This window comes from Novosphingobium sp., assembly GCF_019748365.1.
GTDB lineage: Bacteria > Pseudomonadota > Alphaproteobacteria > Sphingomonadales > Sphingomonadaceae > Novosphingobium.
This window is the reverse complement of sequence record NZ_JAIEPN010000100.1, coordinates 22,167-48,353: the sequence shown is the minus strand read 5'-3', so window position 1 is coordinate 48,353 and position 26,187 is coordinate 22,167. Positions and strand designations below refer to the sequence as shown.

Annotated in this window: 20 protein-coding genes; 3 read left to right on the top strand and 17 right to left on the bottom strand. The window is 65.8% G+C overall.

Features of this window, described 5'->3' with window-relative positions; translation table 11 throughout:
• The 7 genes from K5Q19_RS12800 to K5Q19_RS12770 form a co-directional block, all read right to left on the bottom strand.
• Window positions 1-944, bottom strand: a 944-nt coding sequence (locus K5Q19_RS12800) for a biotin carboxylase N-terminal domain-containing protein (RefSeq protein ID WP_292945768.1), incomplete at its 3' end; no start/stop codon positions are given.
• Window positions 945-1,095: 151 nt separating this feature from the next.
• Window positions 1,096-1,734 (bottom strand): urea amidolyase associated protein UAAP2, encoded by a 639-nt coding sequence (locus K5Q19_RS12795; RefSeq protein ID WP_292945760.1) that lies wholly within the window; start codon window positions 1,732-1,734, stop codon window positions 1,096-1,098.
• 12 nt (window positions 1,735-1,746) lie between these two features.
• Complete coding sequence (locus K5Q19_RS12790; protein WP_292945758.1) at window positions 1,747-2,586, bottom strand: urea amidolyase associated protein UAAP1; 840 nt, start codon at window positions 2,584-2,586, stop codon at window positions 1,747-1,749.
• Window positions 2,583-3,056 (bottom strand): CopG family ribbon-helix-helix protein, encoded by a 474-nt coding sequence (locus K5Q19_RS12785; protein ID WP_292945756.1) that lies wholly within the window; start codon window positions 3,054-3,056, stop codon window positions 2,583-2,585. Before K5Q19_RS12785 ends, K5Q19_RS12790 begins: the two co-directional genes overlap by 4 nt.
• Window positions 3,057-3,069: 13 nt before the next feature.
• Window positions 3,070-3,849: an ABC transporter ATP-binding protein gene (locus tag K5Q19_RS12780; RefSeq protein WP_292945754.1), complete on the bottom strand. Its 780-nt coding sequence runs from the start codon at window positions 3,847-3,849 to the stop codon at window positions 3,070-3,072.
• On the bottom strand, window positions 3,846-4,661 hold the full coding sequence (locus tag K5Q19_RS12775; RefSeq protein WP_292945752.1) for an ABC transporter permease: 816 nt from the start codon (window positions 4,659-4,661) through the stop codon (window positions 3,846-3,848). The genes K5Q19_RS12780 and K5Q19_RS12775 overlap by 4 nt, the downstream gene beginning before the upstream one ends.
• Window positions 4,662-4,665: 4 nt before the next feature.
• Window positions 4,666-5,688 carry a putative urea ABC transporter substrate-binding protein gene (locus K5Q19_RS12770; RefSeq protein ID WP_292945766.1) on the bottom strand — a complete coding sequence of 341 codons (1,023 nt, stop codon included), beginning with the start codon at window positions 5,686-5,688 and terminating at the stop codon, window positions 4,666-4,668.
• Between the two features lie 820 nt (window positions 5,689-6,508).
• Between K5Q19_RS12770 and K5Q19_RS12765 the strand changes: the two genes are divergently transcribed.
• The 3 genes from K5Q19_RS12765 (at window position 6,509) to K5Q19_RS12755 (ending at window position 11,504) form a co-directional block, all read left to right on the top strand.
• Window positions 6,509-8,902, top strand: coding sequence for a TonB-dependent receptor (locus tag K5Q19_RS12765; protein ID WP_292945764.1), 2,394 nt, complete (start codon window positions 6,509-6,511; stop codon window positions 8,900-8,902).
• Between the two features lie 127 nt (window positions 8,903-9,029).
• Complete coding sequence (locus K5Q19_RS12760) at window positions 9,030-9,920, top strand: sterol desaturase family protein (protein ID WP_292945750.1); 891 nt, start codon at window positions 9,030-9,032, stop codon at window positions 9,918-9,920.
• Between the two features lie 9 nt (window positions 9,921-9,929).
• Window positions 9,930-11,504: a tetratricopeptide repeat-containing sulfotransferase family protein gene (locus K5Q19_RS12755; RefSeq protein WP_292945748.1), complete on the top strand. Its 1,575-nt coding sequence runs from the start codon at window positions 9,930-9,932 to the stop codon at window positions 11,502-11,504.
• Here K5Q19_RS12755 and K5Q19_RS12750 read toward each other — a convergent pair.
• From K5Q19_RS12750 to K5Q19_RS12705, 10 genes are all read right to left on the bottom strand, one after another.
• Entirely contained in the window at window positions 11,497-13,881 is a 2,385-nt protein-coding gene (locus K5Q19_RS12750; RefSeq protein WP_292945746.1) for a glycoside hydrolase family 3 protein, read from the bottom strand. The two genes, K5Q19_RS12755 and K5Q19_RS12750, sit on opposite strands and share 8 nt — an antisense overlap.
• An 80-nt stretch (window positions 13,882-13,961) precedes the next feature.
• The gene (locus tag K5Q19_RS12745; RefSeq protein WP_292945744.1) at window positions 13,962-15,173 is read right to left on the bottom strand and encodes an MFS transporter; all 1,212 of its coding nucleotides are present in this window, start codon (window positions 15,171-15,173) and stop codon (window positions 13,962-13,964) included.
• Window positions 15,166-16,230: a LacI family DNA-binding transcriptional regulator gene (locus tag K5Q19_RS12740; protein ID WP_292945742.1), complete on the bottom strand. Its 1,065-nt coding sequence runs from the start codon at window positions 16,228-16,230 to the stop codon at window positions 15,166-15,168. The genes K5Q19_RS12745 and K5Q19_RS12740 overlap by 8 nt, the downstream gene beginning before the upstream one ends.
• A gap of 3 nt (window positions 16,231-16,233) precedes the next feature.
• A complete protein-coding gene (locus K5Q19_RS12735) occupies window positions 16,234-17,175 on the bottom strand; it encodes a glycoside hydrolase family 16 protein (protein WP_292945740.1) in 942 nt (313 codons plus the stop codon).
• On the bottom strand, window positions 17,172-18,674 hold the full coding sequence (locus K5Q19_RS12730; RefSeq protein ID WP_292945738.1) for a tryptophan halogenase family protein: 1,503 nt from the start codon (window positions 18,672-18,674) through the stop codon (window positions 17,172-17,174). The genes K5Q19_RS12735 and K5Q19_RS12730 overlap by 4 nt, the downstream gene beginning before the upstream one ends.
• On the bottom strand, window positions 18,671-19,702 hold the full coding sequence (locus K5Q19_RS12725) for a cupin-like domain-containing protein (protein ID WP_292945736.1): 1,032 nt from the start codon (window positions 19,700-19,702) through the stop codon (window positions 18,671-18,673). Before K5Q19_RS12725 ends, K5Q19_RS12730 begins: the two co-directional genes overlap by 4 nt.
• Window positions 19,695-20,414 (bottom strand): SapC family protein, encoded by a 720-nt coding sequence (locus tag K5Q19_RS12720; RefSeq protein ID WP_292945734.1) that lies wholly within the window; start codon window positions 20,412-20,414, stop codon window positions 19,695-19,697. The genes K5Q19_RS12725 and K5Q19_RS12720 overlap by 8 nt, the downstream gene beginning before the upstream one ends.
• A complete protein-coding gene (locus K5Q19_RS12715; protein ID WP_292945732.1) occupies window positions 20,411-21,940 on the bottom strand; it encodes a tryptophan halogenase family protein in 1,530 nt (509 codons plus the stop codon). The genes K5Q19_RS12720 and K5Q19_RS12715 overlap by 4 nt, the downstream gene beginning before the upstream one ends.
• A 111-nt stretch (window positions 21,941-22,051) precedes the next feature.
• The gene (locus K5Q19_RS12710; protein ID WP_292945730.1) at window positions 22,052-25,045 is read right to left on the bottom strand and encodes a TonB-dependent receptor; all 2,994 of its coding nucleotides are present in this window, start codon (window positions 25,043-25,045) and stop codon (window positions 22,052-22,054) included.
• 163 nt (window positions 25,046-25,208) lie between these two features.
• Window positions 25,209-26,144 carry a YeeE/YedE thiosulfate transporter family protein gene (locus tag K5Q19_RS12705; protein WP_292945728.1) on the bottom strand — a complete coding sequence of 312 codons (936 nt, stop codon included), beginning with the start codon at window positions 26,142-26,144 and terminating at the stop codon, window positions 25,209-25,211.
• Window positions 26,145-26,187: the final 43 nt, after the last annotated feature.

Here is a 26,187-nt window from a genome sequence, read left to right as displayed (position 1 = left end):
CGCACCATCCATTCGACGAGATCGATCCCCATGACCATCTCGGTCACGCCGTGCTCGACCTGCAGGCGGGTGTTCATCTCGAGGAAGTAGAACTGCTCGCGTTCGGCATCGTAGAGAAATTCGACCGTGCCGGCGTTGCGATAGCGCGCGGCCTGCCCGAGGCGGATCGCGGCGGCGTAGAGGTCTTGCCGGATATGCTCGGGGAGCAGCGGGGCGGGGGATTCCTCCACCACTTTCTGGTTGCGGCGCTGAAGCGAGCAATCGCGTTCGCCAAGCGCCACGACGCGGCCCTGACCGTCGCCGAAAATCTGCACTTCGACATGGCGCGCGCGGCGCACATAGCGTTCAAGGAAGACGCCCGCATCGCCGAAATTGCTCTGGCCGAGGCGTGCGACTGTGGCGAAACCTTCGCGTACATCGGCCTGGCTTTCGCACACGCGCATGCCGATGCCGCCGCCGCCGGCGGTCGCCTTGAGCATGACGGGGAAGCCGATCTCGTTGGCCGCGGCGAGCGCTTCCTTCTCGCTCGTCAGCAGCTCAGAGCCCGGCGCGAGCGGCACGCCATGCGCCTTGGCGAGCGTGCGGGCGCTGTGCTTGAGGCCGAACATGCGGATATTGTCCGGCGTGGGGCCGATGAACACGATTCCGGCAGCCGCGCAGGCTTCGGCGAAATCGGTGTTTTCTGCGAGGAAGCCATAGCCGGGGTGGATCGCGCCAGCGCCGGTCTGCTTTGCGGCGGCGAGGATTGCTTCGATGTTGAGATAGCTTTCGGACGGGCGCGCGCCGCCGATGCAGACGGCTTCGTCGGCTTCCGAGACGTGGAGCGAGCCGGTATCCGCTTCCGAATAGACCGCGACCGAGCGCAGCCCCATGCGGCGCAAGGTGCGGATGATCCGGGTGGCGATGGCGCCGCGGTTGGCAATGAGGACAGTGTCGAAGCTCATGTGCTGGCTATCAATCATTGCTCCCCTCCCCGGCGGGGAGGGGTTGCGGCAGGGGGTACGGCGGTTGCGGTTTCAGGCGCTGGGCACCCCCACCCGGCCTCCCCCGAGCGGGGGAGGGGAAGAAGCAGGGAGGTTCGCAGCGGTGTGCTGATCATGCGGCGACGATCATGCGCACGGGCGTGGGATTGAAGCCGTTGCAGGGGTTGTTGATCTGGGGGCAGTTCGAGACGACGACGATCACGTCCATCTCGGCCTTGAGATCGACCGTCAGCCCCGGCGCGGAAATGCCGTCGACGATGCCGAGCGCGCCGTCTGCTTCAACGGGCACGTTCATGAAGAAGTTGATGTTGGCGACGATATCGCGCTTGCCCCGGCCTTCGGTGAGGTTCGCCTCAAGGAAGTTCTCGACGCAGGCGTGCTGGGCCTTGGTGTGGTGGCCATAGCGCAGCGTGTTGCTCTCGCAGGAGCAGGCGCCGCCGATGGTGTCGTGGTATTCGACCGTGGTGCCGGCGATGGTCATCATCGGGCGCCCTTCGTTCGAGCGCAGCACGGTGCCGGTGCGCAGGAAGAGGTTGCCTTGCGCGGCGACGGTATCCTGCGCCGAATAGCGCTCGGTGTCGTCGGCTTCGCTGTAGAGCAGGAAATCAACCGCCTGGTTGCCTTCGAGGTCGACGATGCGCAGCGTCTGGCCTTTCTTGATGTGGTGAATCCAGGGCGCGCGGGCGGGGACGACCTCGTCGTGGACGATGGTATCGGGCAGGCCGTCATGGTGCGGATCGCGGTTCTGCATGGGACTGCCTCCTTAGCGGCGGTAGTAGTCTTCGACGTTGAGGAAGGCGCGCAGGCCCTCCGGCGTCGCGGTGCGGATGGGATCGTCCTCGGCGGCCACGACCCCGCGCCATGCCGTGAGGCGCAGCGGGGTGACGGTGTAGTCGGGCCGGGGATCGAGCACGTGGGGCACGTTGGCGATGACCACGATGACCTCCATCTCGGCGCGCAGGATCACCTCGCGGCCCGGCTCGAAGGGGCCGATCTGCGGATCGATCGTGCCATCATCGGCAATCTTCGCGCCCTTGAACAGAGTCACTGCGGCGTGAATATCGCGGCGCTGCAGGCCGTGCTTGGCGGCGCCCAGCAGGAAGCGGTCGCGCCCGTTGGGGAACTGGCCGCTGTTGCGCCCGTCGCCGTACTTGGCGGCGTTGGTATAGGCGTTGGAGGTGCCGGAGAAGGTGTCGTGCGTGCCGCCCGTCGAGTCCTTGAAGATGCTCATAAGGACGCGGCCCATGTCGGAGAGCAGGAATTTGCCCTCCGCGAGATAGGCGTTCCACTGGATCTTCACGGTGTCGGCGAAGCTGTAGCGCTCGGTCGGCATTTCGGCGTTGAAGATCTGCAAACTGGCGCTGGCATCACCCTTCGTGTCGACGAGGCGCAGGCGGCTCCCTCGCGGCAGGCGGCGGGTGGCATAGCCGCCGGGGGCGACGGTCTCTTCCCAGAGCAGATCGGACGCGGGCACGCCTTCCGGCAGGTCTGGCGCGACGGGCGGGAGGATCGGCATCGCCTCGACCACGGTGCCGCCCTGGGCGCGGGCGTGATCGCGGGCGGCGTTGGGGTTCGCAAGCGCGCTGGTGGGTGCGGGGGTCATGCGGCTTCTCCCTGCGGCGCATCGGCTTCGGGCTCGTAGAGCTGCGGAAGGAGCGCGGTGGTGGTGACGAGTTCGAGCTGCTGGACCCCGCGCACGCGGCGCAGCGCGTCCGACAGATCCTTGAGGCGGGCGGCGGGGCCCTGCACGAGCAGCACTTCGAGCGACTGGTCGTCTTCAAGGAAGACGTGCTGCGAGGAAATCACTTCCTTGAGGTAGTGCGCCTGCGTCTGCGCAAGCTGGTGGCGGACGCGGCCGCGCTCGCCCCGGTAGACGAGCGTGATCGTGCCGGCGAGCATCTCGTCGGGCCGGGTGAACGCCTCGTGCGCGGCAAGCGCGTGGCGGATCAGCTCGGCCATGAGCTGCGAACGCGAGGGGAGCTGGCGCTCGCTCACCATCATGTCGAGCTTGCGGAACAGTTCGGCCGGAAGGCTCATGCTCAGCCGGGCGAGGCCGGTGGGTTCTGTGCTCATGGGCTGTACTCTCTCAGCTGGCGGCGGTTGCGGGCTGGGGTTCGGGGGTGGCTTCGGGCGCTGGCACCGGGGGGCCGCGCAAGGGCAGGTCGTAGACCGCCGTCGCGCCGTAGCGGTGCGGCGCGTGGGGATCGTGCCGGCGCTTGTCGAGCGCGAGGACGCGCGTGCCGAGCGTGAAGGCTTCCTTGATGTCGTGCGTGACCATCACGACTGTCAGCGAATAGTCGCGCCAGAGGCGGGTGATCAGGCCGTGCATGTCGGCGCGGATGCCGGGATCGAGCGCGCCGAAGGGTTCATCGAGCAGCAGGATGCGCGGTCGCTTGATCAGGGCCTGCGCGATGGCCAGCCGCTGCTGCATGCCGCCCGACATCTGCGCGGGGTAGAGGTTGAGATTGTCGGCAAGGCCGACCGCTTCGAGCATGGCGGTCGCCTCCGCCTCGGCCTTGCGGCGCGCGGTGCCGAAGAGGCGCGCAGCGAAGGGGGCTGCCGGGCATTCGAGGCCGAAGGTGACGTTGCCGAGCACGGTCATGTGCGGGAAGACCGAGTAGCGCTGGAACACGACGCCGCGATCGGGGCCGCATTCGGGCTTGAGAGGTTCGCCATCGAGCAGGATCTTGCCGCGCGTGGGCGCCTCCTGACCAAGGATCAGGCGCAGCAGGCTCGACTTGCCGGCGCCCGAGGGGCCGATGATCGAGAGGAAGGCGCCTTCGGAAACCTCGAGGTTGACCTTTTCGAGCACGACCTTGTCGCCATACTCGACCCAGACGTTCTTGAGCGAGAGGAGCGCGCTCATCGGCCCTCTCCGTGCGCCCAGGGGAAGGCGCGCTTGCTGATCGCGGCGAGCGTCACGTCCATCAGGATGGCGAGCAGCGCGATCCACGCGACGTAGGGGATGATCACGTCCATCGAGAGATAGCGGCGGACGAGGAAGATGCGGTAGCCGAGGCCGATATCGGAGGCGACGGCTTCGGCAGAAATGAGGAACACCCAGGCCGGGCCGAGCGCGAGGCGGATCGCCTGCAGCAGGCGCGGCATGGCCTGCGGGAGCGCGACGCGGGCGATGATCTGCCACGAATTGGCGCCGAGCGTTTCGGCCTTGATGATCTGTTCGCGCGGCAGACTGCCGACATGCGCGGCGATATCCCGGACCATGACGGGCGCGACGCCGATGGCGATGAGGACGACCTTGGAGGTCTCACCAAGGCCAAGTGCGATGAACAGGATCGGCAGCAGCGCAATCGGCGGGATCACCGCGATGCCGGTGACGAGCGGGCTCAGCGCCGCGCGCACCGGCGGCAGCGCGCCGATGAGGAGACCGAGCACGAGCGCGAAGAGCGTCGCGATGCCGAGCCCAAGGCCAAGGCGCTGGAGGCTGGCGAAGGTATCGGCCCAGAACACGAGGTTGCCCGAAAGCGGATCGGGCGTGGTGAGGAGATCGGTGATCGCCTTCGCCATGCCCGAGGGCAGGGGCAGGATCTTGTCCGACGGATTGGCGGCGTGGCGCTGCAGCGCGGTGATCAGGTAGAACACCACGAGCAGCAGGATCGGCGTACCGCCAGCAATCAGGCGGTCGCGCTTGGAAAAGTGCCGGTTGATCAGCCGCATCGGCTCAGATCTGCCCGTCTGCGGCGAGCTTCATGAAGCTGTCGTCGAAGCGCAGCGTGACGTGGGCCGCATCGCCCAGCGTCTTGCCGCCGGGGAAGGCGATGCCCACCGCGTCGGCCGAGGTCGCGCCCTTGAACAGCCCCTTGGAGAAGCTGAAATCGCGCACCCGCGTCATCGTGGTGACAAGCGCGGGAGACTGCGCGGCGGCGACGGCGGCCTTGGGATCGGTGTAGAGGAAGGTCGTCGTGAGCTGGCTGTCGAAGGTTTCGGGCGCGGCACCGGCAAGCTTGGCCATGGCGGCGCGCGCGGCCTTTCCTGCGGCGTCCTGCTTCATCATCAACTGGACAGTATCGTACCAGATGCCCGCGAGCGCCTTGCCGAGATCGGGATTGGCCTTGAGCGTGGCAGTATCGACGACGAGCAGATCGAGGATTTCGCCAGGAATGTCGGCCGAGGAGAACACCTGCGTGACGCCCGGCTGCGCGCGCATCACGGAAAGCTGCGGGTTCCACGCGACGGCGGCGGTGACATCGGCGCTGGCGAAGGCGCCGACGATATCGGCGTCGGCGGTGTTGACCGTCTTGACGTCGGTCATGCCCATGCCGGCCTTCTCGAGCGCGCGGGCGAGGAGATAGTGCGAGACCGAGAGCTCGACGAGATTGACCGAGCGACCCTTGAGCGCGGAGAGGTTGGTCGCGCCCTTGAGCAGGACGCCGTCGTTGCCATTGGAATAGTCGCCGAGGATGACGGCGGTGGTGTCCTTGCCGCCCGCCGCCGGAATCGTCAGCGCGTCCATATTGGCGAGCGTGACGCCGTCGAGCTTGCCGGCGGTGTACTGGTTGATCGATTCGACGTAGTCGTTGACCTGCACGATCTTGATCTTGAGGTGGTACTTGTCTTCCCACTTCTTCACGATGCCGGCCTGCTGCGCATAGGGCCAGGGCATCCAGCCGGCATAGATCGACCAGCCGATGCTGAATTCGGTCTTCTTTTCAGCGGGGGCGCTGCCGCCCGAGCAGCCACTCAGCGCAAAGGTGGCGGCAAGTGCCGCGACAAGGAGCGAACCGGTTATCCCGCGGGTTTTCCTGGTGGGAGAAGTGGCTGACACGATTCTGTCTCCTTTCGCAGTGCAGCATTGCGAGAAACAACCTGCTTGTCCATGGCAAAATGTTACGTTCTTGAAAAAACGTAATACCACTTTCGGGCATGCGCCTACGGGTTTCGCGAATCGGGCGAGGAATTCCGCGCGATTGTGTTGAATCCGCGCAACGCTGCCGGAGCCGCAGTGTGCTTCCGGAAAGGGCCGATGCGTGATCTGCACAGCGAAAAAATCAAGGAATTCCGCAGTGCAGCGTTGGCCTGATAATACCGCGCCAGCACCGAATTATTACGCTTGACCTGTTATGTAATATCGATAGCGTAACCGAAATGTCGCAAAGGTGATAGTCCTTTGCAGTGGCAGCAACGAAATTCCATGCCGGGCGATCTGATCTTCTGGCACATGTGATCTGCACGATAACAATCGGGCGGAAGAGGTATTGTTTGGTTTCGAAAGGGACATTCGAAAACGAACAGTATCACTTGAAGTATCTATTGCTGGATGACCGGCCCTTCTGGTCGAATTGCCTCTTTGGTCATCTGGTGCGTTGAAGAGTTCGGTCGCCTTCTTGGCGATCATGAAGTGAGGGAATGACTAGGCGCCAGATCTGCAAAGGGTCGGCGAGCCCCGCCAAATGCGGGCAAACAGGGACTGGGTGTCGCTTCGAGAAGGCTTTCACGCAAGCAACGCGGGGGCTCGAGTGACCAAGAAAACGTACAAGACAACTTTGGTGTGTGCGACGATCCTCATGGGCAGCACCGCCTTTCCCGCCTTTGCACAGATGGCTCCGGAAGCCAATGCTGATGCGCCCCAGGCTGCTGCCGGGGTCGAGGACAACAATGCCATCGTGGTGACCGCGACGCGGCGCGCCACGACGCTGCAGGACGTGCCGATCAATATCGCGGCGGTCAGCGCGGAGCAGCTTTCCCGCCAGCGCATCGATGACGTGCGCGACATCGCGGACTTCACCCCCGGCGTGACCATCGCCGACACCGGCCCGGGCAGCGCCGGCACGATCGTGCTGCGCGGCCTGAACGCCTCGGATACCGACGTGACCGGCGCGACGTACGACAACGCACTGGGCGTCTACCTCGGCGAAGTCCCGCTCTACTACGATTTCAAGATGCTCGACCTCAACCGCGTCGAGATTCTGCTTGGGCCGCAAGGCACGCTTTACGGCCTCGGTACCCTGGCCGGCGCGATCCGCAACATCCCGAACCGGCCCGATCCGACCAAGTGGGAGGCGGCCGTGCATGGCCGCGTCTATGGCAAGAACGAGTCATCAAAGGGCGGCTTCCAGGCCGACGGAATGATCAACATTCCGATCGTGAAGGATGTGATCGCCTTCCGTTCGGCGACTGGCTACTACTATGATCCGGGCTTCATCGATTATCCGCTGCTGGTGAAGACGCCCGGCGTTTCGAACCCCCAGCCCGACGGCTTCGTGACGACGCCCCCGCGCTCGATCTCGCAGGCGGGGTATGATGCGAACCTGTTCCGGCGCAAGGACCTCAACTTCGAGCGCACCTTCACGACGCGCAACCAGCTGCTGTTCCAGATCACGCCCGATCTCTCGGTAGACTTCACTTACGCCTACCAGCACACGAAGACCGACGGTGGCCAGTACAACAGCGACTTCGTGCTGGGCACGGGCCGGTATGAGAGTGCGGCACGCTATGCCGAGCCGGTCGATCGCCAGGCCCACCTCGCGAGCATGGAAATCAATGCCCATGTCGGCGAAGTCTTCGATGTCGTGGCGACGACGGCCTACACGCAGGTGAGGAACAAGCGCATCGGCGACAACACCGACCTGCTGCTCGACCTCGACTACGACTACGAGACGTTCCCGCAGTTCACGAGCTTCAACGAGAGCGAGAACACCCGCAAGCAGTTCAACCAGGAAATCCGCCTCGTCTCGACTCATGGCGGTCCGCTCAGCTGGGTGCTTGGTGGGTTCTTCAACGAGCAGAAGCTTCAGGCCGATTACCGCGAGCGTATTCCCGGCCACCCGTGGGTAGATCTTGCGACGAACCCCGGAGAGATCGAATATGCCTCGTTCAACCGCTCGAAGGTGACCGAGAAGGCGGTCTTCGGCGAAGCCACTTTCAAGGTCACGCCCGAGTGGCAGGTCACGGCCGGCGGGCGCTACTTCAACTACACCTCGCGGGTTTCCGGCCGCGCTGTCGTCCCGCTGCTTGGCGATCCGATCAGCCCCTATGACGCAACCCCGGCAGGCGGCACGACCGAGAAGAGCGGCGGGGTTTGGAAGTTCAACACCTCCTACAAGTTCAACCCCGGTCTGATGGTCTATGCGACCTACAGCAAGGGGTATCGCATTGGCGGACCCAACACGGTCGCGCCATGCGTCTTCCCGCTGAAGCCGCCGCCGTTCCAGAACGTCTGCGCGCTGCCGAACGAACTTCAGTATGGCCCGGATTCGACCAAGAACCTCGAATTCGGCGTGCGTGCGGAGCTGTTCAACCGCAAGCTTACGCTGAACCTCAACGCCTTCACGATCGACTGGAGCGGCATTCAGGTCGCCTCGGCCACGGTCAACGGCATTGTCGGTATCACCGTCAATGGCGGCAAGGCCAAGTCGGACGGGTTCGATGTCTCGTTCCAGTGGCGGCCGATCCCGGCGCTCTCGATCCAGGGCACCTATGCCTATACGAACGCGAGGCTGACGGAGAATGTGCCGGCCATCATCGCGGTCAACAGTCCGGCGGCCACCTACCCAAGCAGGCCGATCCAGCTGGACGCGCTCAAGGGCGACCGCCTGCCGGGTTCGACCCGCAACAGCGGCAGCCTCGGGGTGAACTACACCATGCCGTTCATGGGCGGCGACCTCATCGGCGACTGGACCGCGACCTATCGCGGCGATGTGGTGACGCGTCTGGGCTGGGACCGTGCCTTTGGCGACAAGCTGCCCGGCTTCGTGCTGCACCGCGCCTCGCTGACGTGGCAGAACGACACGGTCACAATCGGCATGTTCGCGAACAACATCTTCAACAAGTACGCCGTGACCGCGGTTTCCAACGACCGCTCGCGCGTCGGTGTGAACGATGGGGTCGTGCTGCGCTACTTGCGCAACACGGTGATCACGCCGCGCACCTTCGGGTTGGAGTTCCGCTTGAAGTACTGAGTTCGAGAGGGTGATGGCAAAAAAGGGGGCGGGGTTGATCCTCGCCCCCGATTGCGCAATCCTGCTGCGAGAAAACAAGGCAGCAGGACGGGAATACAAGGAACGAGAGGCGAGGAGCGACAGAGTCATGAGTTCGGGCATCAGGAAGCTGGCGGTCGATTGCATTCCGCCCGCGACAGTAGCGGCGGTGGTGGCGTTCTGGGCCTGGGCGCCGGCGGCCTTTGTGGCCAATCCGTGGACGCTGCTGGCCGTGAACAGCCTTGTCACCGCTTTTGTGCTCGGGCTCGAACTCGTGCTCGAGCGGCATGAGGGCTGGCGGATCAACCGGCAGGAATTTTTCACCGACCTGTTCTATTTCGTGCTGATCAACACCGTCATCAGCCGCGTGGCCTATATGCTTTCGGAAGCGCCGCTCCATGCGCTGAAGGAAGCCTGGGGCATCGCGACGCCGTGGGTGACGGCGATGCCGTTCCTCGCGCAGGTCGCGCTGGTCGTGTTCCTGTGGGAGTTCGGGCAGTACTGGATGCACCGGCTGATGCACAACTGGGAGCCGTTCTGGCTGACCCATGCGCCGCACCACCATATCACCCAGCTCAACGCGATGAAGGGCGCGGTGGGCAATCCGATCGAGCTGTTCCTGATCAGCATCGGCATTGTCGCGCTGCTCGATGTTTCGCCGGCGGCTTATCTTTGCTCCTTTGCCGTGACCAACACGATCGCAACGTTTGCCCACGCCAACGTGAAGAGCGATCCGCCGTTCTTTTACAGCTTCTTTTTCACCACGATCCGCCACCACAGCTTCCACCACTCGGTGGGCTATGAGAACACCCGCTGCAACTATGGCAACTCGCTGATCCTGATCGACCGTCTGTTCGGCACCTACAAGGAAGGCGAAGGCGTGCTCGTCGGGCAGGATGATCGGCGGCGGCTGACGATCTGGGAACAGTTCGTGTTCCCATTCAAGCCGGTAATCGCGATGCTCGAGCGGCGCAAGGACACGTCGTCCCCGGCCGGTTGATCGCGGGGCGTGAAGGCTGAACCGGCCCGGATCGCTGCCGTCCGCCGCGCGCTGAGCCGAAGCGATCTGGCGGCGGCCGAGCAACTCGCCGCGAGCGTTGTCGCGGCTTTTCCGGAAGATGCGGAAGCGCGGTTCCTGCTGGGCATGGCCCGCGCCGAGGCCGGGCGGGTGAGCGCCGGGATGGCCGACATCGCCCATGCGGTGGAGCTCGATCCGCGCGGGGAATACCGCGCGCAGCTGGCGCGGCTGCAGGTCATGTTGCGGCAGGATGCGGCGGCGGCGCAGACCCTGGCCGCCGCAGAGCTGGCGCTGCCCGCGGATGCGCTGGGGCGCGATACGATCGGCTGCGTCTATGCCCGGCTCGGCGAACATGCCGCATCGGTGCCGCATTTCCGCGAGGCGGTGCGGCTTGCGCCCGGCAATGCCTCGTTCCGCTACAATCTGGCGGCGGCGCTCAACTTCATCGGCGATGTCGACGGGGCGGAAGCGGAGGCCGAAATGCTGATCGGCATCGATCCCGATTATGCACGGGCCCATCACATGCTGGCGGGAATGCGCAAGCACAGCGCCGAGCGAAACCACACCGAGCGGCTGACGGCGGCGCTCGCCCGCGCGCGGGCGCCGGACGCGAGGTTGCTGCTGGGCTATGCACTGGCCAAGGAACTTGAGGATATCGGCGAGCAGCAGGCAGCGTTTGCCCGGCTTGCCGAGGCCAATGCCGAGCATCGTGCCCGGCTGCCCTATACCTTTGCGCGCGATGCCGCCAATTTCGATGCCATCGAGCGGACCTGGCCGCGCGTTGCGGCGGCACCGGTGAAGGGGGCGCCGCAGGACGCGCCGATCTTCGTCATCGGCATGCCGCGGACGGGAACCACGCTGGTCGACCGCATTCTGTCCTCGCATCCCATGGTGCGCAGCGCAGGCGAATTGCAGGCGATGCCGCTGGCCGTGAAAATGGCGGCAGGCACGGCGAGCCGGGTGGTGCTCGATCCGGAAACGATCGAGGCGGCGGCGGGCGAGGACCTTGGCGCAATCGGGCGCGACTATATGGCGCGGGCACTGAGCCATGCGGGCGCGCGCGAGCAGGGGCGCTTTGTCGACAAGTTTCCCGGCAATTTCCAGTATGCAGGGTTCATCGCGCGGGCGCTGCCCGAAGCGCGGATCGTGTGCCTCAGGCGCCATCCGCTCGATACGGTACTGGCGAACTTCAGGAACCTGTTCGCGATTTCCTCGCGCTACTATGACTACAGCTACGACCTCATGGACATCGCGCGGTATTATGCGCGGTTCGACCGGCTGATGGCGTTCTGGCGCGCGGCGCTGCCGGGGCGTATTCTGGAATTGCGCTACGAGGATCTGGTGGCGGACCAGGAAGGCGCCACGCGGCTGCTGCTGGCGCATTGCGGGCTAGAATGGGATGCCGCCTGCCTCGATTTCCACCGCAACACCGCGCCGGTTTCAACGCCGAGCGCGGCGCAGGTTCGGCGCCCGATGTACACCGATTCGGTGGCTCGCTGGATGAAACACCGGGACGCGCTGGCCCCGGTGATCGCCTTTTTTGAAGCCGAAGGTATCGCTATCTAGCCGGGCAAGCGTAGGTCTGACCGACGCCTTCGATGCTCGCCCCGCGCAGGGTGAGGACGAGGCCCTTGTCGCCCGCGATGCGCAAGGGGGTGCCGACCGCCTTGAAGTCCGCCCCCGCATCCTTGAAGCAGCGCAGCGGAATGCGCAGCGTGAGCGGGCCGGCTGTCGGCGTGACCTTGAGCGTGGCGCCCGCCATGGTCACCGCGATGGGGCTGGCGGCGGCATCGAGGCGGCCTTCGAGCTTCAGGGCGAATTCCTCGTCGAGCTGCCGCATGAGATCGACCGGCGGGCCGTCGATGCCGATGGCGCCGCTTTCGCTCCACGAAAACTGCTGCGCATCTTCCTGCGCGCCAAGATCGACTGCGCGGGCGGCGATGCCGGGATCGAGGCTGATGTGCCAGGGCGAGGGGACCTTGCCGAGCGCGAAGTAGACGCCCTCGCTCGCCGAAGCGACGAGATCGACGTGGGGGTCTTCATTGACCGGGCCGACCATGGCCTTGCTCGCATAGGTCAGGCCATAGCCTGCGGCGAAGAGCGGGGCCTTGACCGGCGAGACCGCATCGGCGGGCCAGGGGAAGGGTAGCTTGCCGGTGAAGCCGCGCGCAGGCGCGCCATCCTTGCGGGCGACGAGCACGTCCGCCACGCCCTGTCCCTGTGTACCCGGAAGCCAGGCGGCGACAAAGGCGTCGGAAGCGTTGATTTCCGCGCCAGCGAACAGCGGACGGCCCGAGAGGAACACCGAGACGACCTTGATCCCCTGCGCCTTCAGCTTGGCGAGCATATCCTTCTCGCCAGCGTTGGCGCGGAAGGCGATGTTCGGCATGTCGCCCTGGAATTCGGCATAGGGCTGTTCGCCATAGACCACGACGGCGACATCGGGGCGATCGGCGAAGCTGCCATCGGCCGAGATGGCGGCGCTGCCGCCGGCGTCCTTGATCGCAGCGGCAATGGCGCGGCCAATGGTCTGGCCCTTGGGGTAATCGGCGGCGGTGGTGTCAGTGCCCTGCCATGTGATCGTCCAGCCGCCGGCCTGCATGGCCATGGAATCCGCGCCGGGGCCGGTGATCAGCACCTTGGCGCCGGGCCGCAGCGGGAGGACGCCGCCGTTGTTCTTGAGCAGCACCAGCGACTTGGCCGCCGCTTCGCGTGCGAGGGCGAGGTGTGCATCGGCGCCGACCACGGCAGGGTTGCCACGATCAACCGGATTCGAACCGAGCAGGCCGAGCTTGGCTTTGACGCGCAGGATCCGCGCGACCGCATCGTTGATGCGCGCCATCGGGATCGTGCCCTGCTTCGCCTCGCGCAGGGTGGCTTCGTAGAGGCCCTTCCAGCTGTTGGGCGCCATGGCGAGATCGAGCCCGGCGGTAAAGGTCTGCGGGCAATCGGTGACGGTGCAGCCGGGGATCTGGCCATGGCCGTTCCAATCGCCCACGACGAGGCCCTGGAAGCCCATGCGGCCCTTGAGTACGTCGGTCAGCAGGCTCTTGTTGCCGTGGTTCTTGATGCCGTTCCAGCTCGAGAAGCTGGCCATCACGGTGAGCGCGCCGGCATTGATCGCGGGCGGATAGCCTTGCGCGTGCTTCGCCACGAGTTCGCGTTCGGAGATCAGCGCGTCGCCCTGATCCTTGCCGCCATCGGTGCCGCCATCGGCAAGGTAGTGCTTGGCCGTCGCGGCGACGCGGTCTGCCGCGAGCGGCTTGCCGGGGACGAGCGGGCCCTGCAGGCCGATCGTCATCGCCTTGGCATAGCGCGCCACCAGCGCGGGATCGGCGGCATAGCCTTCATAGCTGCGGCCCCAGCGCAAGTCCTGCGGGACAGCGAGGGTGGGCGCGAAAGTCCAGTCGATGCCGCTCCCGGCGACTTCCACCGCGGTCACTTCGCCAATGCGCTGGATCAGCGCCGGATCGTTTGCGGCGCCGAGGCCGATGTTGTGCGGAAAGATCGTGGCGCCGGGAAGGTTGGAATGGCCGTGCACGGCATCGATGCCGAACAGCATCGGAATGCCGGCGCCGGACTTGGCGGATGCTGCGCGGAATTCGCGGACGAGCTTGGCCCACTTGGCAGCATTGGCGCGTTCATCGCCCCAGGGGCCCGAATTGCCACCCGCGAGGAGCGAGCCGAGCGGATACTTCGCGAGGTCTTCAGGCGTGATCGCGCTGATGTCCGCCTGGATCATCTGCCCGACCTTCTGCTCGAGCGTCATCGCTGCGAGCATGCGCGCGATCCGGCGCTCGTTGGCGGGGCTGGTGATCGCGGCGGGGCTGTGGGCGGCGGGCCAGAGCGCAGGATGGGCGGTGCCGGACATCTCGCCGGGTGCAGCAAGGGCACTTCCCGACGCCAGCAACATGGCTGCCAAAAGCGCGCGCCGAACCATCATTCTCACCCTTCCCAATTGTTTCTGTGAACGTTCTCAGGAAGGTTCGTCGCATGAGAAAGCATCAAAATCAAGCGGGGCTGTCAGATTTCGCGAACCGTTCCGGATGAAAGGCCGCGCAGCAGCAGCGCGGCCAGCACGGCAAGTGCGGCAAATAGCAGAAAAAGGCCGGAAAAACCGAACCACGGCACGAGCGCCAAGGTGAACCAGGGCATGACCAGCGAGGGCATGGTATTGGTGAGATTGAACAGGCCGAGATCGCGACCGCGCCGGTTGCTGTCGGGCAAAGTGCGCAAGGTCTGCGCGGAATGGAGCGCGAGGAAGATCGAGGTGGAGAATCCGAACACGGCGTAGCTTGCGATGCCGATGGCGACGCTCTGCGCCAGCGCCATGCCGACAAGGCCGATCGGCGCAATCAGGGTGCAGACGACCAGCGGCAGGAACGGATGCTCGCGCTGATCGGCCCACCGCCCCGCGAGCAGCGCTGCGGGGGCGGACAGCACGAGGACCATGCTGAACACGCGCGCGGCGAGGTGATCCTGCACGCTCGGATCGATCGAGCGCAGCCAGAGATAGAGGAACGAGAACAGCGCGGCTTCGGCGACTTGCACGAGGAGGCGCGCCGCCCACATGCGCAAAGCAGCGCTCTTGCGGGTGTGCTGCTGGTCGGTTGCGGGTGGGGCCTTGGAGGGCGCAGCCCTGACGACCGCGCGGCTGCCGAGGAGGAGCGCAGGCAGCACGGCTGCCCCCACGAGCAGCGCGACAAGGGCGAGGCGACCGTCCGCCGAGGCGAGGCCGGGGATCGTGACAAGGGCGCCGGTCAGCGCGCCCAGGCCCGGCGCGAAGGCGAGCAGGCCGCCGAGCAGGCCCTTCTGGCCATCGGGCACGCAATCCGCGCCCCAGGCCGCCAGCGGGGCAAGCATCATGTTAAGGCCAAGCTGCCAGAGCACCACAATCACCACGATGTCGCGCAGGCTGTGCGCCCATGGCACGACGAGGAGCAGCAGGCACGAGAACGCCAGGCCCAGCGCGGCCCAAGGGCGGCGCATGCCGGTTACGTCGCTCAGCCAGCCGAACAGGATATGGCCGAGACTTGCCGAAATGGCGCCGCAGAAAGCGATGGCGGAGAGCCACATGATCGCCTGTTCGCCCGGCACCAGCGCGGAGATTCGCACCGGCAGCAGGATGGTGAGGAAGGGCACATAGGCGATCGAACCGCCGGCCCAGGCCAGCGCATAGAGCACGAGAAACCAGAGGGGCTGGCGCGCCTGGGCCTCGCCGGGCGTGTCAGGCACTCACGGTTTGCCTGGCATTGGCGACCGAACCGCGCTCGACGAGGCTTGCCGGGATGACAGTGAGAGTATCGGGCAGCATATCGCCCTTCTGCGCGGCAATGATGAGCTCGACAGCCTTGGAAGCGGTCGCCGCGATGGGCTGGTCGATCGCGGTGAGCGGGGGCTGGGTGAACTGCATCATCGGCGTGTTGTCGAAGCTGATGAGCGAGAGATCGCGCGGAACGACGAGCCCGGCTTGCCGCGCGACTTCCAGCGTGGCGAGCGTCATCTGATCGCTGCTGGCGATGATGGCGGTGGGCGGCTCGGGCAAAGCGAGCAAGGCGCGCGCGGCGGTCTCGCCCGAGGCATAGGTGAAGTCGCCGGCCTGCAGCAGGCCATTGGTGGGAAGCCCGGCTTCGGTCATGGCGGCCTTCCAGCCATCGACGCGCCAGCCGCTGAGGTTGTACTCGGCCGCGCCTGCAATGAAGCCGATGCGGCGGTGGCCGTGATCGACCAGATAGCGCGTGGCGGTGGCGGCGGCGCCTTCATCGTCCATCAGGATCGGCATGCCGGCATCGCCCGCCTTGGAGCCGATCCGCGCGAAGGGGATCTGCTGATCGGCAAGGCAGCGCACGATCAGCGGGTTATCCGAATGCGGCGGGGTGAGGATGATGCCATCGGGCTGAAGCGCGGCAACGGCGGCGAGAAGCTCGCGCTCCACATGGTCGGAATGGGTATCGACCAGTTCGACGATCATGCGGTAGCCGTGCTCGGCGCACTTGAGCATGCCGCCCAGCAGCATCTGGTCGACCCAGTCGGTGCCCTGCCGCGCGCGCCAGTCGGCAATCGTGCGGTCGCGGTCGTTGAGTGCGAGGATCAGGTAGGAACGCGATCCGCTCATGCGCTGGGCCGCGATGGACGGCACATAGCCGAGGCGCTTGATCGCCTCGAGCACACGCTCCTTGAGTTCGGGGCGGACGTTGGGCTCGTTGTTGATCACGCGGCTGACCGTCTGGAGCGAAACCCCGACATCTGCCGCAACGTGCCTGATCGTGACCGCCTGACGACGCCTCGCCATGCGTTATTGGCCCCCTGCTTGCCCTGCCGGCGCGGTGCCGACGGATGTGGGGGACTTCTGCCAGACGCGGACCCAATCGATCAAGAAGCGCTTGGGAAAATTGCTGTCCGACACGCCCTTGAGCCCGCGGGATTCCGCAAGACCGCCACCGAACGCGAGGTTGAGGATGAGGTGGAAGGGCTGGTCGAACGGCGCGCCGGGCGTGGTGGACCCGGACGTGAACCATTCGCTGCGCTGGCGGACGGCATAAGTCTCGCCGTCGAACTGCCAGACGATGCGATCCGGCTCCCACGCGATGGCGTATGTGTGGAAGCCTTCGAGCACGGCGGGCTTGTGGACTTCGTCACCCTTGTGGGTGTTGCCGGGCCAGGGCTTGCCGAAGTGGAGCGTGCCGAGGATCGTGTCCTCCTTGCCGGTGGGGCAATCCTTGCAGGGCACGCCGAGGTTGACCGCTTCGAGAATGTCGATCTCGCCCGAGGCTGCCCATGGGCCATACGAATTGGCTTCCGGCAGCATCCAGATCGCGGGCCATGTGCCCTGGCCCTGCGGCAGCTTGGCGCGCACTTCGATGCGGCCAAAGCGCCAGGATGCCTTGCCGCGCGTGCTGAGGCGGGCGGAGGTGTAGTCGCGTTTGACCAGTTCGCCGGGCTTTGCCGGATTGGCGCGCTGGCTGGCGGGGAGGGCGGGGCCGGTGACGGTCTCCCGCAGCGCGGTGATCACCAGCGCGCCGTCCACGATGCGGGCGTTGTCCTGGTGATCGGTGTAGCACTGGCGCTCGTTGTTGCCGCCACCCCAGCAATCGACGTCGAAGCTCCACTTCGCGCTGTCGATCGCGGGACCGGTGAACTCGTCGGACCAGACAAGCTGCCAGTCGTCGCCCGCGGGCGCAGCGAAAGCCGGCAATGGCACCGCCATCGCGGCCAGCGCGAGCAGGCGCCTGATCATGCCGCGCGCGCTTCCTGGGCGCCGCAATATTGCGCAACATAGGCGTGGTGATCGGGGAGGCCGGCAACCGTCTTGGCAACGCTTTCGCGCAGGCCGGTGAGAAGATGCGCCAGTTCCGCATCCGAAAGCTTGGTCGCGACCGGGTGGTAGCTCTGCGGCATGATGCCCTGGCCCATCATGACCTGCACCCAGCTGTTCTCGACGAAAAGCTCCTCGTTCTTGCGGAAGACGCGGCCGGTTTCGCGGAACAGCTCGATCTTGTGGGTGAGGCTGTCCGGAATCTCCATCGCGGCGCACTGGCGCCAGAATGGGCTGTCGCGCCGGTCGGTGGCCTTGTAGTGGAGGATCAGGAAATCGCGGATCTGCTCCATGTCGGTCATTTGCTGATCGTTGAATTCCGCGATGTCGCGCGCGCTGATGGCACCGGCGGGCAGCATGCGGACGATGCGCAGGATCGCGCGCTGGATGAGGTGGATGCTGGTCGATTCCAGCGGTTCCATGAAGCCGCCGGAAAGGCCGACCGCCACGCAATTGCGGTGCCACTGCTTGCGGCGCGCGCCGGTCTTGAAGCTGATCACGTTTGGCTTGGTGAGGACTTCGCCCTCGACGGTGGACAGCAGACGTTCCAGCGCTGCGTCCTTGTCCAGATAGCGGCTGCAATAGACGATGCCATTGCCCTGCCGGTGCTGCAGCGGAATGCGCCACTGCCAGCCGGCATCATGCGCGATGGCGCGGGTATAGGGGACGGGCGGGCGGACGCTGGCGGTCTGCACCGCGATGGCGGAATCGCAGGGCAGCCAGTGGGTCCAGTCATCGTAGCCCACATGGAGCGCGCCCTCCATGAGCAGCGCGCGAAAGCCCGTGCAATCGAGGAAGAGATCGCCTCCAAGGCGCTGCCCGGATTCGAGGCGCAGCGCGGTGATGTCCCCCGTTTCGGGATGGAGCTCGACTTCGGCGATCTTGCCCTCGACGCGGCGGCAGCCATCCGCTTCGGCCAGCTTGCGCAGGAACACGGCATAGAGGCCGGAATCGAGCTGATAGGCGTAGTTGATGCGGTTGTCCGGCAGGTGCGCGAACTTGGACTTCATCGCGGCCTGCAGCTCGATGCAATAGTCGTCGTAGCTCGCCGCATGGCCCTTCGTCAGGCCGTGCATCCAGAAATGCTGGAAGCCCGCACTCCAGTGATCGCGCCCGGTCACGCCGAAAGAGTGGAAGTAGCTTTCGCCCGGCACGCGCCAGTTCTCGAAATTGATGCCGAGCTTGAAGGTGGCCTGCGTGGCGCGCATGAAATCCGCCTCGCCGATGCCAAGCAGGCGGTTGTAGGCGACCAGCGGGGGGATCGTGCTCTCGCCCACGCCGATGGTGCCGATCGCCTCGGATTCGACGAGCGTGAGTTCGATCGCATCGCCCAACGTGCGCGCGAGCGCGGCGGCGGCCATCCAGCCGGCGGTGCCGCCACCGGCGACGACGATACGGCGCTTGGGCTGTGCTTGGGTCATTTGCTGAGTGTCCTTAGGAGAAACGCGCGGAGGCGGCCGGCGGCAGCCGGATCGAGCGGACCCAGAATGCCGCGCCCGCCTTCAGGGATATGGTCGGTGACCTCGGGGCCGTTGTCGAAGACGTAGTAATCGAACAGCGCGCGCCAGATCGCCTTGTCCTCGGCGGGCAAGTCGCGGATCGCAAGGATCGCGTGGTTGAGCGCATCCTGCGGCTGACCGAGCCAGCGCGGCGTATCGCGCCACCAGTAGTTCATGAGGATGTTGAAGGGGGCGAGCCCTTCGACATGGTGCCACCACATCGAGGGGATGAAGAGCGCGTCGCCCGGTTCAAGCACCGCGACCTGCGCAGCGCCAAGCGCCTCGGCGAAGCGGGGGTGGCGGTCGAGGTCCGGCGCGTGGAAATCGACCATGGAGACAGCGCGGCCTGCCGGCGTGTTGTCGATGGGGCCGAGGTGGAGGTTGGCGAACTGCTCGGGCGGAAACAGCGTGAAGCGGCGGCGGCCGGCGGCGCAGCAGGCGAGGTTGTCGGGAAAATCGTTGTGCGCGGCGATGCGGGTCGGCGTCCCGATCCACAGGCTGATCACGGGTTCGCGGCGACCCAAGTCGATGGCATTTTCGGCGGCGACGGTGGTGAAGTGGGTGGGGACGTCGATCGAGCCGAGGTAGATCGCGGGCGCATCGGCACGGCCTTCGTTGGCGTCCATCCCGCCGAAGATGTCGGCCAGCTTGCCGCGCGCTTCGCGGAAGTTCATTTCCATGTCCGCCCCGTAGAACAGGCGGCCATCCTTGCCGGGCTCACCCAGCGAGACCGAGAAGGGGACGGGGCGGGCGCGCTCAAGGAGATAGGCGCGGGCCGCGCGGGCCGAGACGAGCCCGGCCTGCACCAGCGGCCACTGGCGGACGAGACCGCGGATCACGAAGGGCGTGCGTGCGCCCTGCAGCAAGGCATCGAGCGCTGCGGCATCCCCCGCCGCGCGCTCTTCCACCGCAGGCATCGCGGCGAAGATCGAGGCATCCGCCTCAGCCAAGCGCGACCTTCCTGTTCTTGCGCGAGACAAGATTGCCGAACTGCGCGAGGCTGGCGAGTACCATGTAGATGCGGGCGAGGTGGCCTTCCGCCATCAGCGCCGCAAGCGCTTCCCCATCGAGGCTGGAAAGACGTTCCTCATGGATGGTGAGGTAGCCGACGAGCGACTGGATCGAGCCATCATCCAGCGTCACTTCGAGCGTGAACGGCTCGACAAGGCCGTAGGCTTCGACCGCGGTGAAGAAGGCTGCGCCTTCTTGCCAGGCGTAGTCGAGATCGCCTAGCATGCTGGCGATGCTCTCGAGGTAAGGCGTCGGAGTGCCGGTATCGTCGAACACGCGCATGCCTTCGCCGCCCGTTGCGACGCGCGGGTTTGCCATGTCGATGTGGACTTGCGGGGCGGCACCTTCTTCCGCCGGGCGGCCGATCAGGAAGGGCTGCACCGCGTGGGCCATCGGGCGGTAGCGGGCCTCCCATGTGCTGCCGTTCAGAAACAGGTTCTCCCCCGCCTCGAAGCCGAACAGCGCAAGCGCGGCAAGCTTTCCGGTTTCGGCATCGCGGCGGAAGACGATGGGGTAATGCGCCTGAACTTCGCGGAATTCGGCGGGCATGGCGAGGCTGGCCATGACATTGTCACCGAATGCGGCGCCCGCTTCGGTGTGGATGCGAAGCTGGCCGTGATCAGCGGCATTGAGGATCTGGTGCTGGCTCATGCTGGTATCCTGGCAGCCGGGCTCTGCGCGGCAAGACGATCGAGGTAATCGCGGGTTGTGGGCAGCGCGGCGGCAAGCGCACGGGCCTTGGCGGCGATATCGGCGAGGCGGGCAGGGGCGGCAGGCGCAGCGCCTGCCAGCGGGACGGGAACCCCCATGCCGTGCAGCACATATTGCTGGCTGGCGGCGGGGAACATCTCGTCGATGCGGGGGAAGTCCCAGGCCGAGGGCGCCTGTTCGCACCAGAGTGCGAGGCATTCGGCGAGCCGCGGCGGGATCGTCTCGGGCGCGCGTTGGGCTTGCCAGTAGGGCTCGCTGCGCTGGCTCGGCACATAGTGGAGCTTGAGGAATTCGACCACGCGGTCCCAGCGGTAGCGGAACAGCTCGTTGAAGCGTCCGGCGTGGATATCCATCACGGCGCGGCTTTGCGGGAAATTCTCGGCCAGCGCCTTCAGCGAGAGCTCGATCAGGACAATGGCGGAGGCTTCGAGCGGCTCAATGAACCCGGCGGAGAGGCCGATGGCGAGGCAATTGCCGATCCAGAAGCGGTCGCGGTGACCGGTGCGGAAAGCGAGCTTGCGCGGGGTGAGGCTGGCGGGATCGGCGCCGGGAACCTTGGCAGCGACATAAGCCATGAGGATGTCCGCCGCGCGGTCATCCGAGAGGAAACGTGAGGCATAGACGCAGCCGATGCCGCGCCGGGTGGGCAGGCCGATATCCCAGAGCCAGCCCGCTTCATGCGCGGTGCCGATGGTCTGCGCGGCGATGGGGCTGCCGGGCTCGACCGGGACTTGCACGGCGAGCGCGCTGTCGTTGAACGAGACGTCCGAACGGTCGACCCATTCGGCGCCGCATTCGCCCGCGATCAGGATCGCTGCCTGCCCGGAGCAATCGAGGAACAGGTCGCCGCCAAGCGCCGCACCATTCTGCAGCATGAGCGCAGCAATATCGCCGTTTGCTGCGCGGGTAACGCCGATGACCTGTGCAGCAATCCGTGTAACGCCAAGGCGTTGGGTGGCATGCCGCATCAGCAGCGCGGCGAATTTCCCGGCATCGAGGTGATAGCCATAGTTCAGCGCGCCGGCATAGTCCGGCATGGCGCGTTGGCGCGGCGCGAGGTTTGCCGCGCAGACGCCGTGCTGCGGAGTGATCGCCGCCGCAAACGGGCCTTGCTGGCCGCCGGCCTGCCATGCCGCCGCAAGATCGCGCAGCTCGGCCGCAGGCGGCGCGCTGAAGGGGTGGAGGTAACTGTCGTCAGGCGAACCATCGCGCCAGCCATCGAAGCGGGAGCCCTGCTTGAAGGCGGCGTCGCACTGGGTGAGGAACTCGGCCTCGGCAATTCCGATCGTTGCCAAAGTCTCGCGCATCGTCGGCCAGGTGCCTTCGCCTACGCCGATGGTCGGGATGTCGGGCGCCTCGACGAGGGTGATGCGCTTGTCCCGCAGCCGCGCCGCAAGCACGCAGGCCGACAGCCATCCGGCGGTGCCGCCGCCGACGATGACGATATGCTGGACCGGGCTGCTCATGGTGAGGCGACCTTAGCGCAGTTCAGAGCGTGTTGCCAAAGCGAAGAGCCGCACCGCTTTTGGGCAGTGCGGCTCTTGCAATTGCAGGACCTTTCTCGCGGCGTGAACCGGTCAGAAGGTGAAGCGGGCGCCCCCCGCCCAGCGCGCATAACCGGGTGCCGCGAAGAACACGGTCTGGTCGTTGCGCTGGTGGCCCTTGCGGTCGGCGTTGGTGATGTTGATCCCTTCAACGAAGACCGTGACGCCCTTCTTGATCTCGTAGCTCGCGCTCATGTCCCACTGTCCGTAGGGGTTGGTGTAGAAGGGATCGAACCCGTAGCCACCGAGGAACCCGGCGCGCCAGTTGTAGGCAATACGCGCCTGGATGCCCTTCTTGTCGTAGTAGAGCACCGCGTTTGCGCTGTCGCTGATGCCGGTAACGGCGAACTGCGGCACAGTGTAGCGCAGGGCGTTGTTGAAACTCGTATCGCTCTTGACGACCGTGTAGTTCAGGATCGTACCGAAGCCGGTTTCCCAGAAGCTGTGCTGGATCGCGAACTCCCAACCCCAGATGCGCGCCCGCTGGTCGCTGTTGGTCGGCTGCGTGATGATGAAGTTGACCAGCGGATCGTCCGCCTGTGACCTCACCCCGGTCACGTTGCCATTGCCATCGCGGCCGGCAACCGTCTGCGGATACTTGTTGCCGATGAAGTTCAGGATTGCCTGTGCGGAAGCATCCGAACCGAGAGCGGCGCGCGCTTCCCGAGCACGATCACCGGCCGCTGCGTTGGTCAGTCCGAATGCCGGCTGATTGACCTGCGTGTTGTTGATGTAGTTCTTCACGACCTTGTGGAAGAAGCCCACCGAGATGTAGCTCGTCGGCCCGTAGTACCACTCACCCGAGATATCGACGCCCTTCGACTTGTAGGGCAGCAGGTTCGGGTTGCCGCTCGCGCCGGTGCTGCCGCCGATGCGGATCGGCGAGTCCAGCGTCGTGCCGCCCTGCAGGCTGTTATAGTCCGGTCGGGTGATAGTGTGGCTGTACGACACGCGGAACTTGAAGTTCTTGAACGGCGACATGTCGAAATCGACGGCCGGCAGCCAGTTCGAGTATTCGCCGGTGCGGGTGACGAACGAGCTTTCCGCGCCGTAGACGATGCCCGTTTCGTTGCCGCCGGTCCAGACGGTGCCGGTCGGCACCGGCACGAGGGCCGAGGAATTCACCTTGGTCTTTTCGTAGCGCAGGCCGAGGCGCAGGTGCGCCGGGTTCTCACCCAGATCGAAGGTGTGCGTGGACTGGATGTAGGGCGCGACCGTGCGTTCGCGGATCGAGCGATCGCGGTCGAACCTGGCAAGGCAGGTGCCGGGCGTGGTGGCGCTGGCGCAGATGCCGATGCGGTCGTTGAGCAGGGTGATCAGGCCCGGCGTGTTGATGTCGAAGTAGCTCGGGATGATCCCGGTGCCGGTCACGTTCATGCCCGAGAGATCCTTGGGCAGATCGCGGATCGTGTAGAGATCGTCCGGCGTGTCGGCGGCAGACAGCGTGCCACCCCAGGTGTCGTTCTGGATGACGCCGAAGGCCGAGCGCACCTTGTTTTCGGTGTAGGTCACGCCGAAGTCGAGGCTGTCGATGAACGAGGCGTCGAAATCATAGCCGCCGCGGAAGCTGACTTCGTTGATCTCGTCCCGCATGTAGGCGGTGCGGAAGGCATTGCCTGCCGGGCGGATATTGGCGGCGGTGATTTCCGAGCCCGGATACATCTCGACCGAGATGACCGGCATCGGCGACGTGAAATCGACCTTCTGGCTCCTCACGCCATAGATCGCGCTGCCAACAGCGATGCCGGTGCCGTAAGGCGCGGTCGGCTTGCTCTCGGCAGTCGAGTGGTGGCCGTCGAGTTCGAGGCGCAGGCCGCCGGGGCCATCCCACTTGAGGTTGCCGCCGATCGACTTGTTGCGCGAGCGGTTGGCCGCGACCGCGCCAGTGATGGCAAGGTCCTTGCCTTCGCCGGGGCCGAAGGTTTCCGCGTAGAAGTTGGGGCCGGCAGCCGGGCCATCGGTCCAGCTGCTGCTGGTCTGGTTGTGGTTGAACCACACGCCGATGCTGTTGGTGCGCGCATCGATGGTGTTCTGCGAGAAGGTGTAGTCCACCGTGGCGACGAGCGTGTCGGTCGGCTTGAACTGCACGACGGCCTGGCCGTTGATGCGCTCGCGGCGGAACGTGGTGAAATCGTAGCCGGCGTTCTGCGTCACCTGATAGACGGTGTTCGGACCCGGGCGGTTTTCGGTCCGCGCGAAGTTGCCGCGCCAGTCGTTGGCGTCGACCGGGAGCGAGCCCCAGTTGTTCTCATTGCCGAGATAGCCTTCGCGCCAGCCGGCGTTGAACTGCGCCTGGCTCGCGCGGCGATCCTGATAGGAGCCGCTGATCGAGATGCCGATGCGGTTGTCGGCGAAGGTATCGCTGATGACGCCCGAGAACTCCGGCTTCACCGCAGCACCTTCGAACACCGAGGTATCATAGAGCGCCTTGGCGCCGATGCTGCCGTGGAGGCCCGGACGGTCCAGCGGACGCGGGGTCTTGATGTTGATCACCGAACCGATACCGCCGGTGGCGAGGCTGGCGCGGCCCGACTTGTAGACTTCGACGCCGGCGATGCCTTCGGAGGCAAGGTTGGCGAAGTCGAAGCTGCGCGAGGCTGGCGCACCGCTCGAGCCGCCGAGGCTGGAGGCGGGCATCTGGCGGCCGTTGAGCAGCACGAGGTTGTAATCGGGGCCAAAGCCGCGGACGGTGACGAACTGGCCTTCACCGTTGGAGCGGTCGATCGACACGCCGGTGATGCGCTGCAGCGATTCAGCAAGGTTGGTATCGGGGAACTTGCCGATATCTTCCGCCGAAATCGCATCGATCACGCCGATGCCGGTCTTCTTGATGTTGAGCGAGCTCTTGAGCGAGGCGCGGATGCCGGTGACGACGATCGCGGCAGGCGCGCCGTCAGCGGCAGCTTCCGGTGCAGCGGCCTGCGGCGCGGCTTCCTGCGCTACGGCCTGTTGTGCGGTGAGAGCGAGTGCGGCTGCCGAAGCCCCCAACATGAGGTGGGCATAGGCAGGCTTGCGCGATGCTTTCATTGCGATTCTTCCCCCTGAAATCCGGCGTTTTGTCCGGTTGAGTAAGCGTGTGCCGTGTTGGTTGTGAACGTTCACCTATCTGGGAACGTTCACTTCGTCAAGCCGGTCCGCGGCGTTTTGCGCATCTATGCTTGCAGTTTTTGCGCAAGCGCGGTGTGTGTGGTCAGGAACGAACGCCGAGGCGGCCCAGCACAATCGACAGCGCCATCGCTGCTGCGGCAAGTGCAGCATAAGGTTGCAGCAACGGCAGGCCTAGCAGCACGAGCTCGTCGTTGCCGCCGGGAACGAGCAGGCTGCCACAGCCCATCAGCGCGCCTCCGCCAAGGCAGCGCAGCGCAGCGTTGGCGGGCGGCAACCGCATGCGCAGCGACCCTGCGTTCCAGCCGCCGACAATGGCGCCCGCCAGCAAAACCACAAACAGCGCGAGCTTGATGACGAGGCCGGAGTGATGGCCCTCGGCCAGCGCCAGCAGCGCGGAGGTGTAGGCCCAGGGTCCGACCAGAATGAGGAGGAGGCTGAACGCGATGCCGATGACGGTTGTCGCCTGATGCGGATGCCAGACGTGGGCGGCAAGCTCGCCGCGCTGCGCCGCGCGCCATGCGCCGAGGGCGCGCCAGATGGCAAACACGGTGAGCGGCACGATCAGCCAGCCCGCATCGAGCAGCGGCGCGCCCCCCACCATCGGCGGGCGTTGACCGAAGCGGGGCGAGAACACGGCGCAAGCGAGGAAATAGCCGAGTGGCGTGAGCACAAATGCCCAATCACCGGAACCGATGCGTGCAATCGCACCGAACATGCAGGCCCCGGCCAGCAGCGCGCCAAGGCCGAGCAGCACGCCCCCGAGCGCGCTCATTGCGCTGGGCGGGTAGCCGACCGGCAGCGCGGTGTGTCCGCCGAGCTGGCGCCAGACAAGAATCGAGCCCGAGACCCAGAGCCCGGCCTCGACGAGAGCGAGCGCGCGTTCGGTGCGGCGGCCATCGAGAAACTCGTCGATCGCGGTGACCATGCAGGTGCCGCTGCGCTGGATGGCATAGCCCATCACCGCTGCGCAGCAGGCCGCGAGGAAGAACACGGGGCTGATCAGCGCGATGCCGTCCATGGGTCAGCCCCCCGGCTGCGCTGCTGGTCGTGTCATGCAAGCT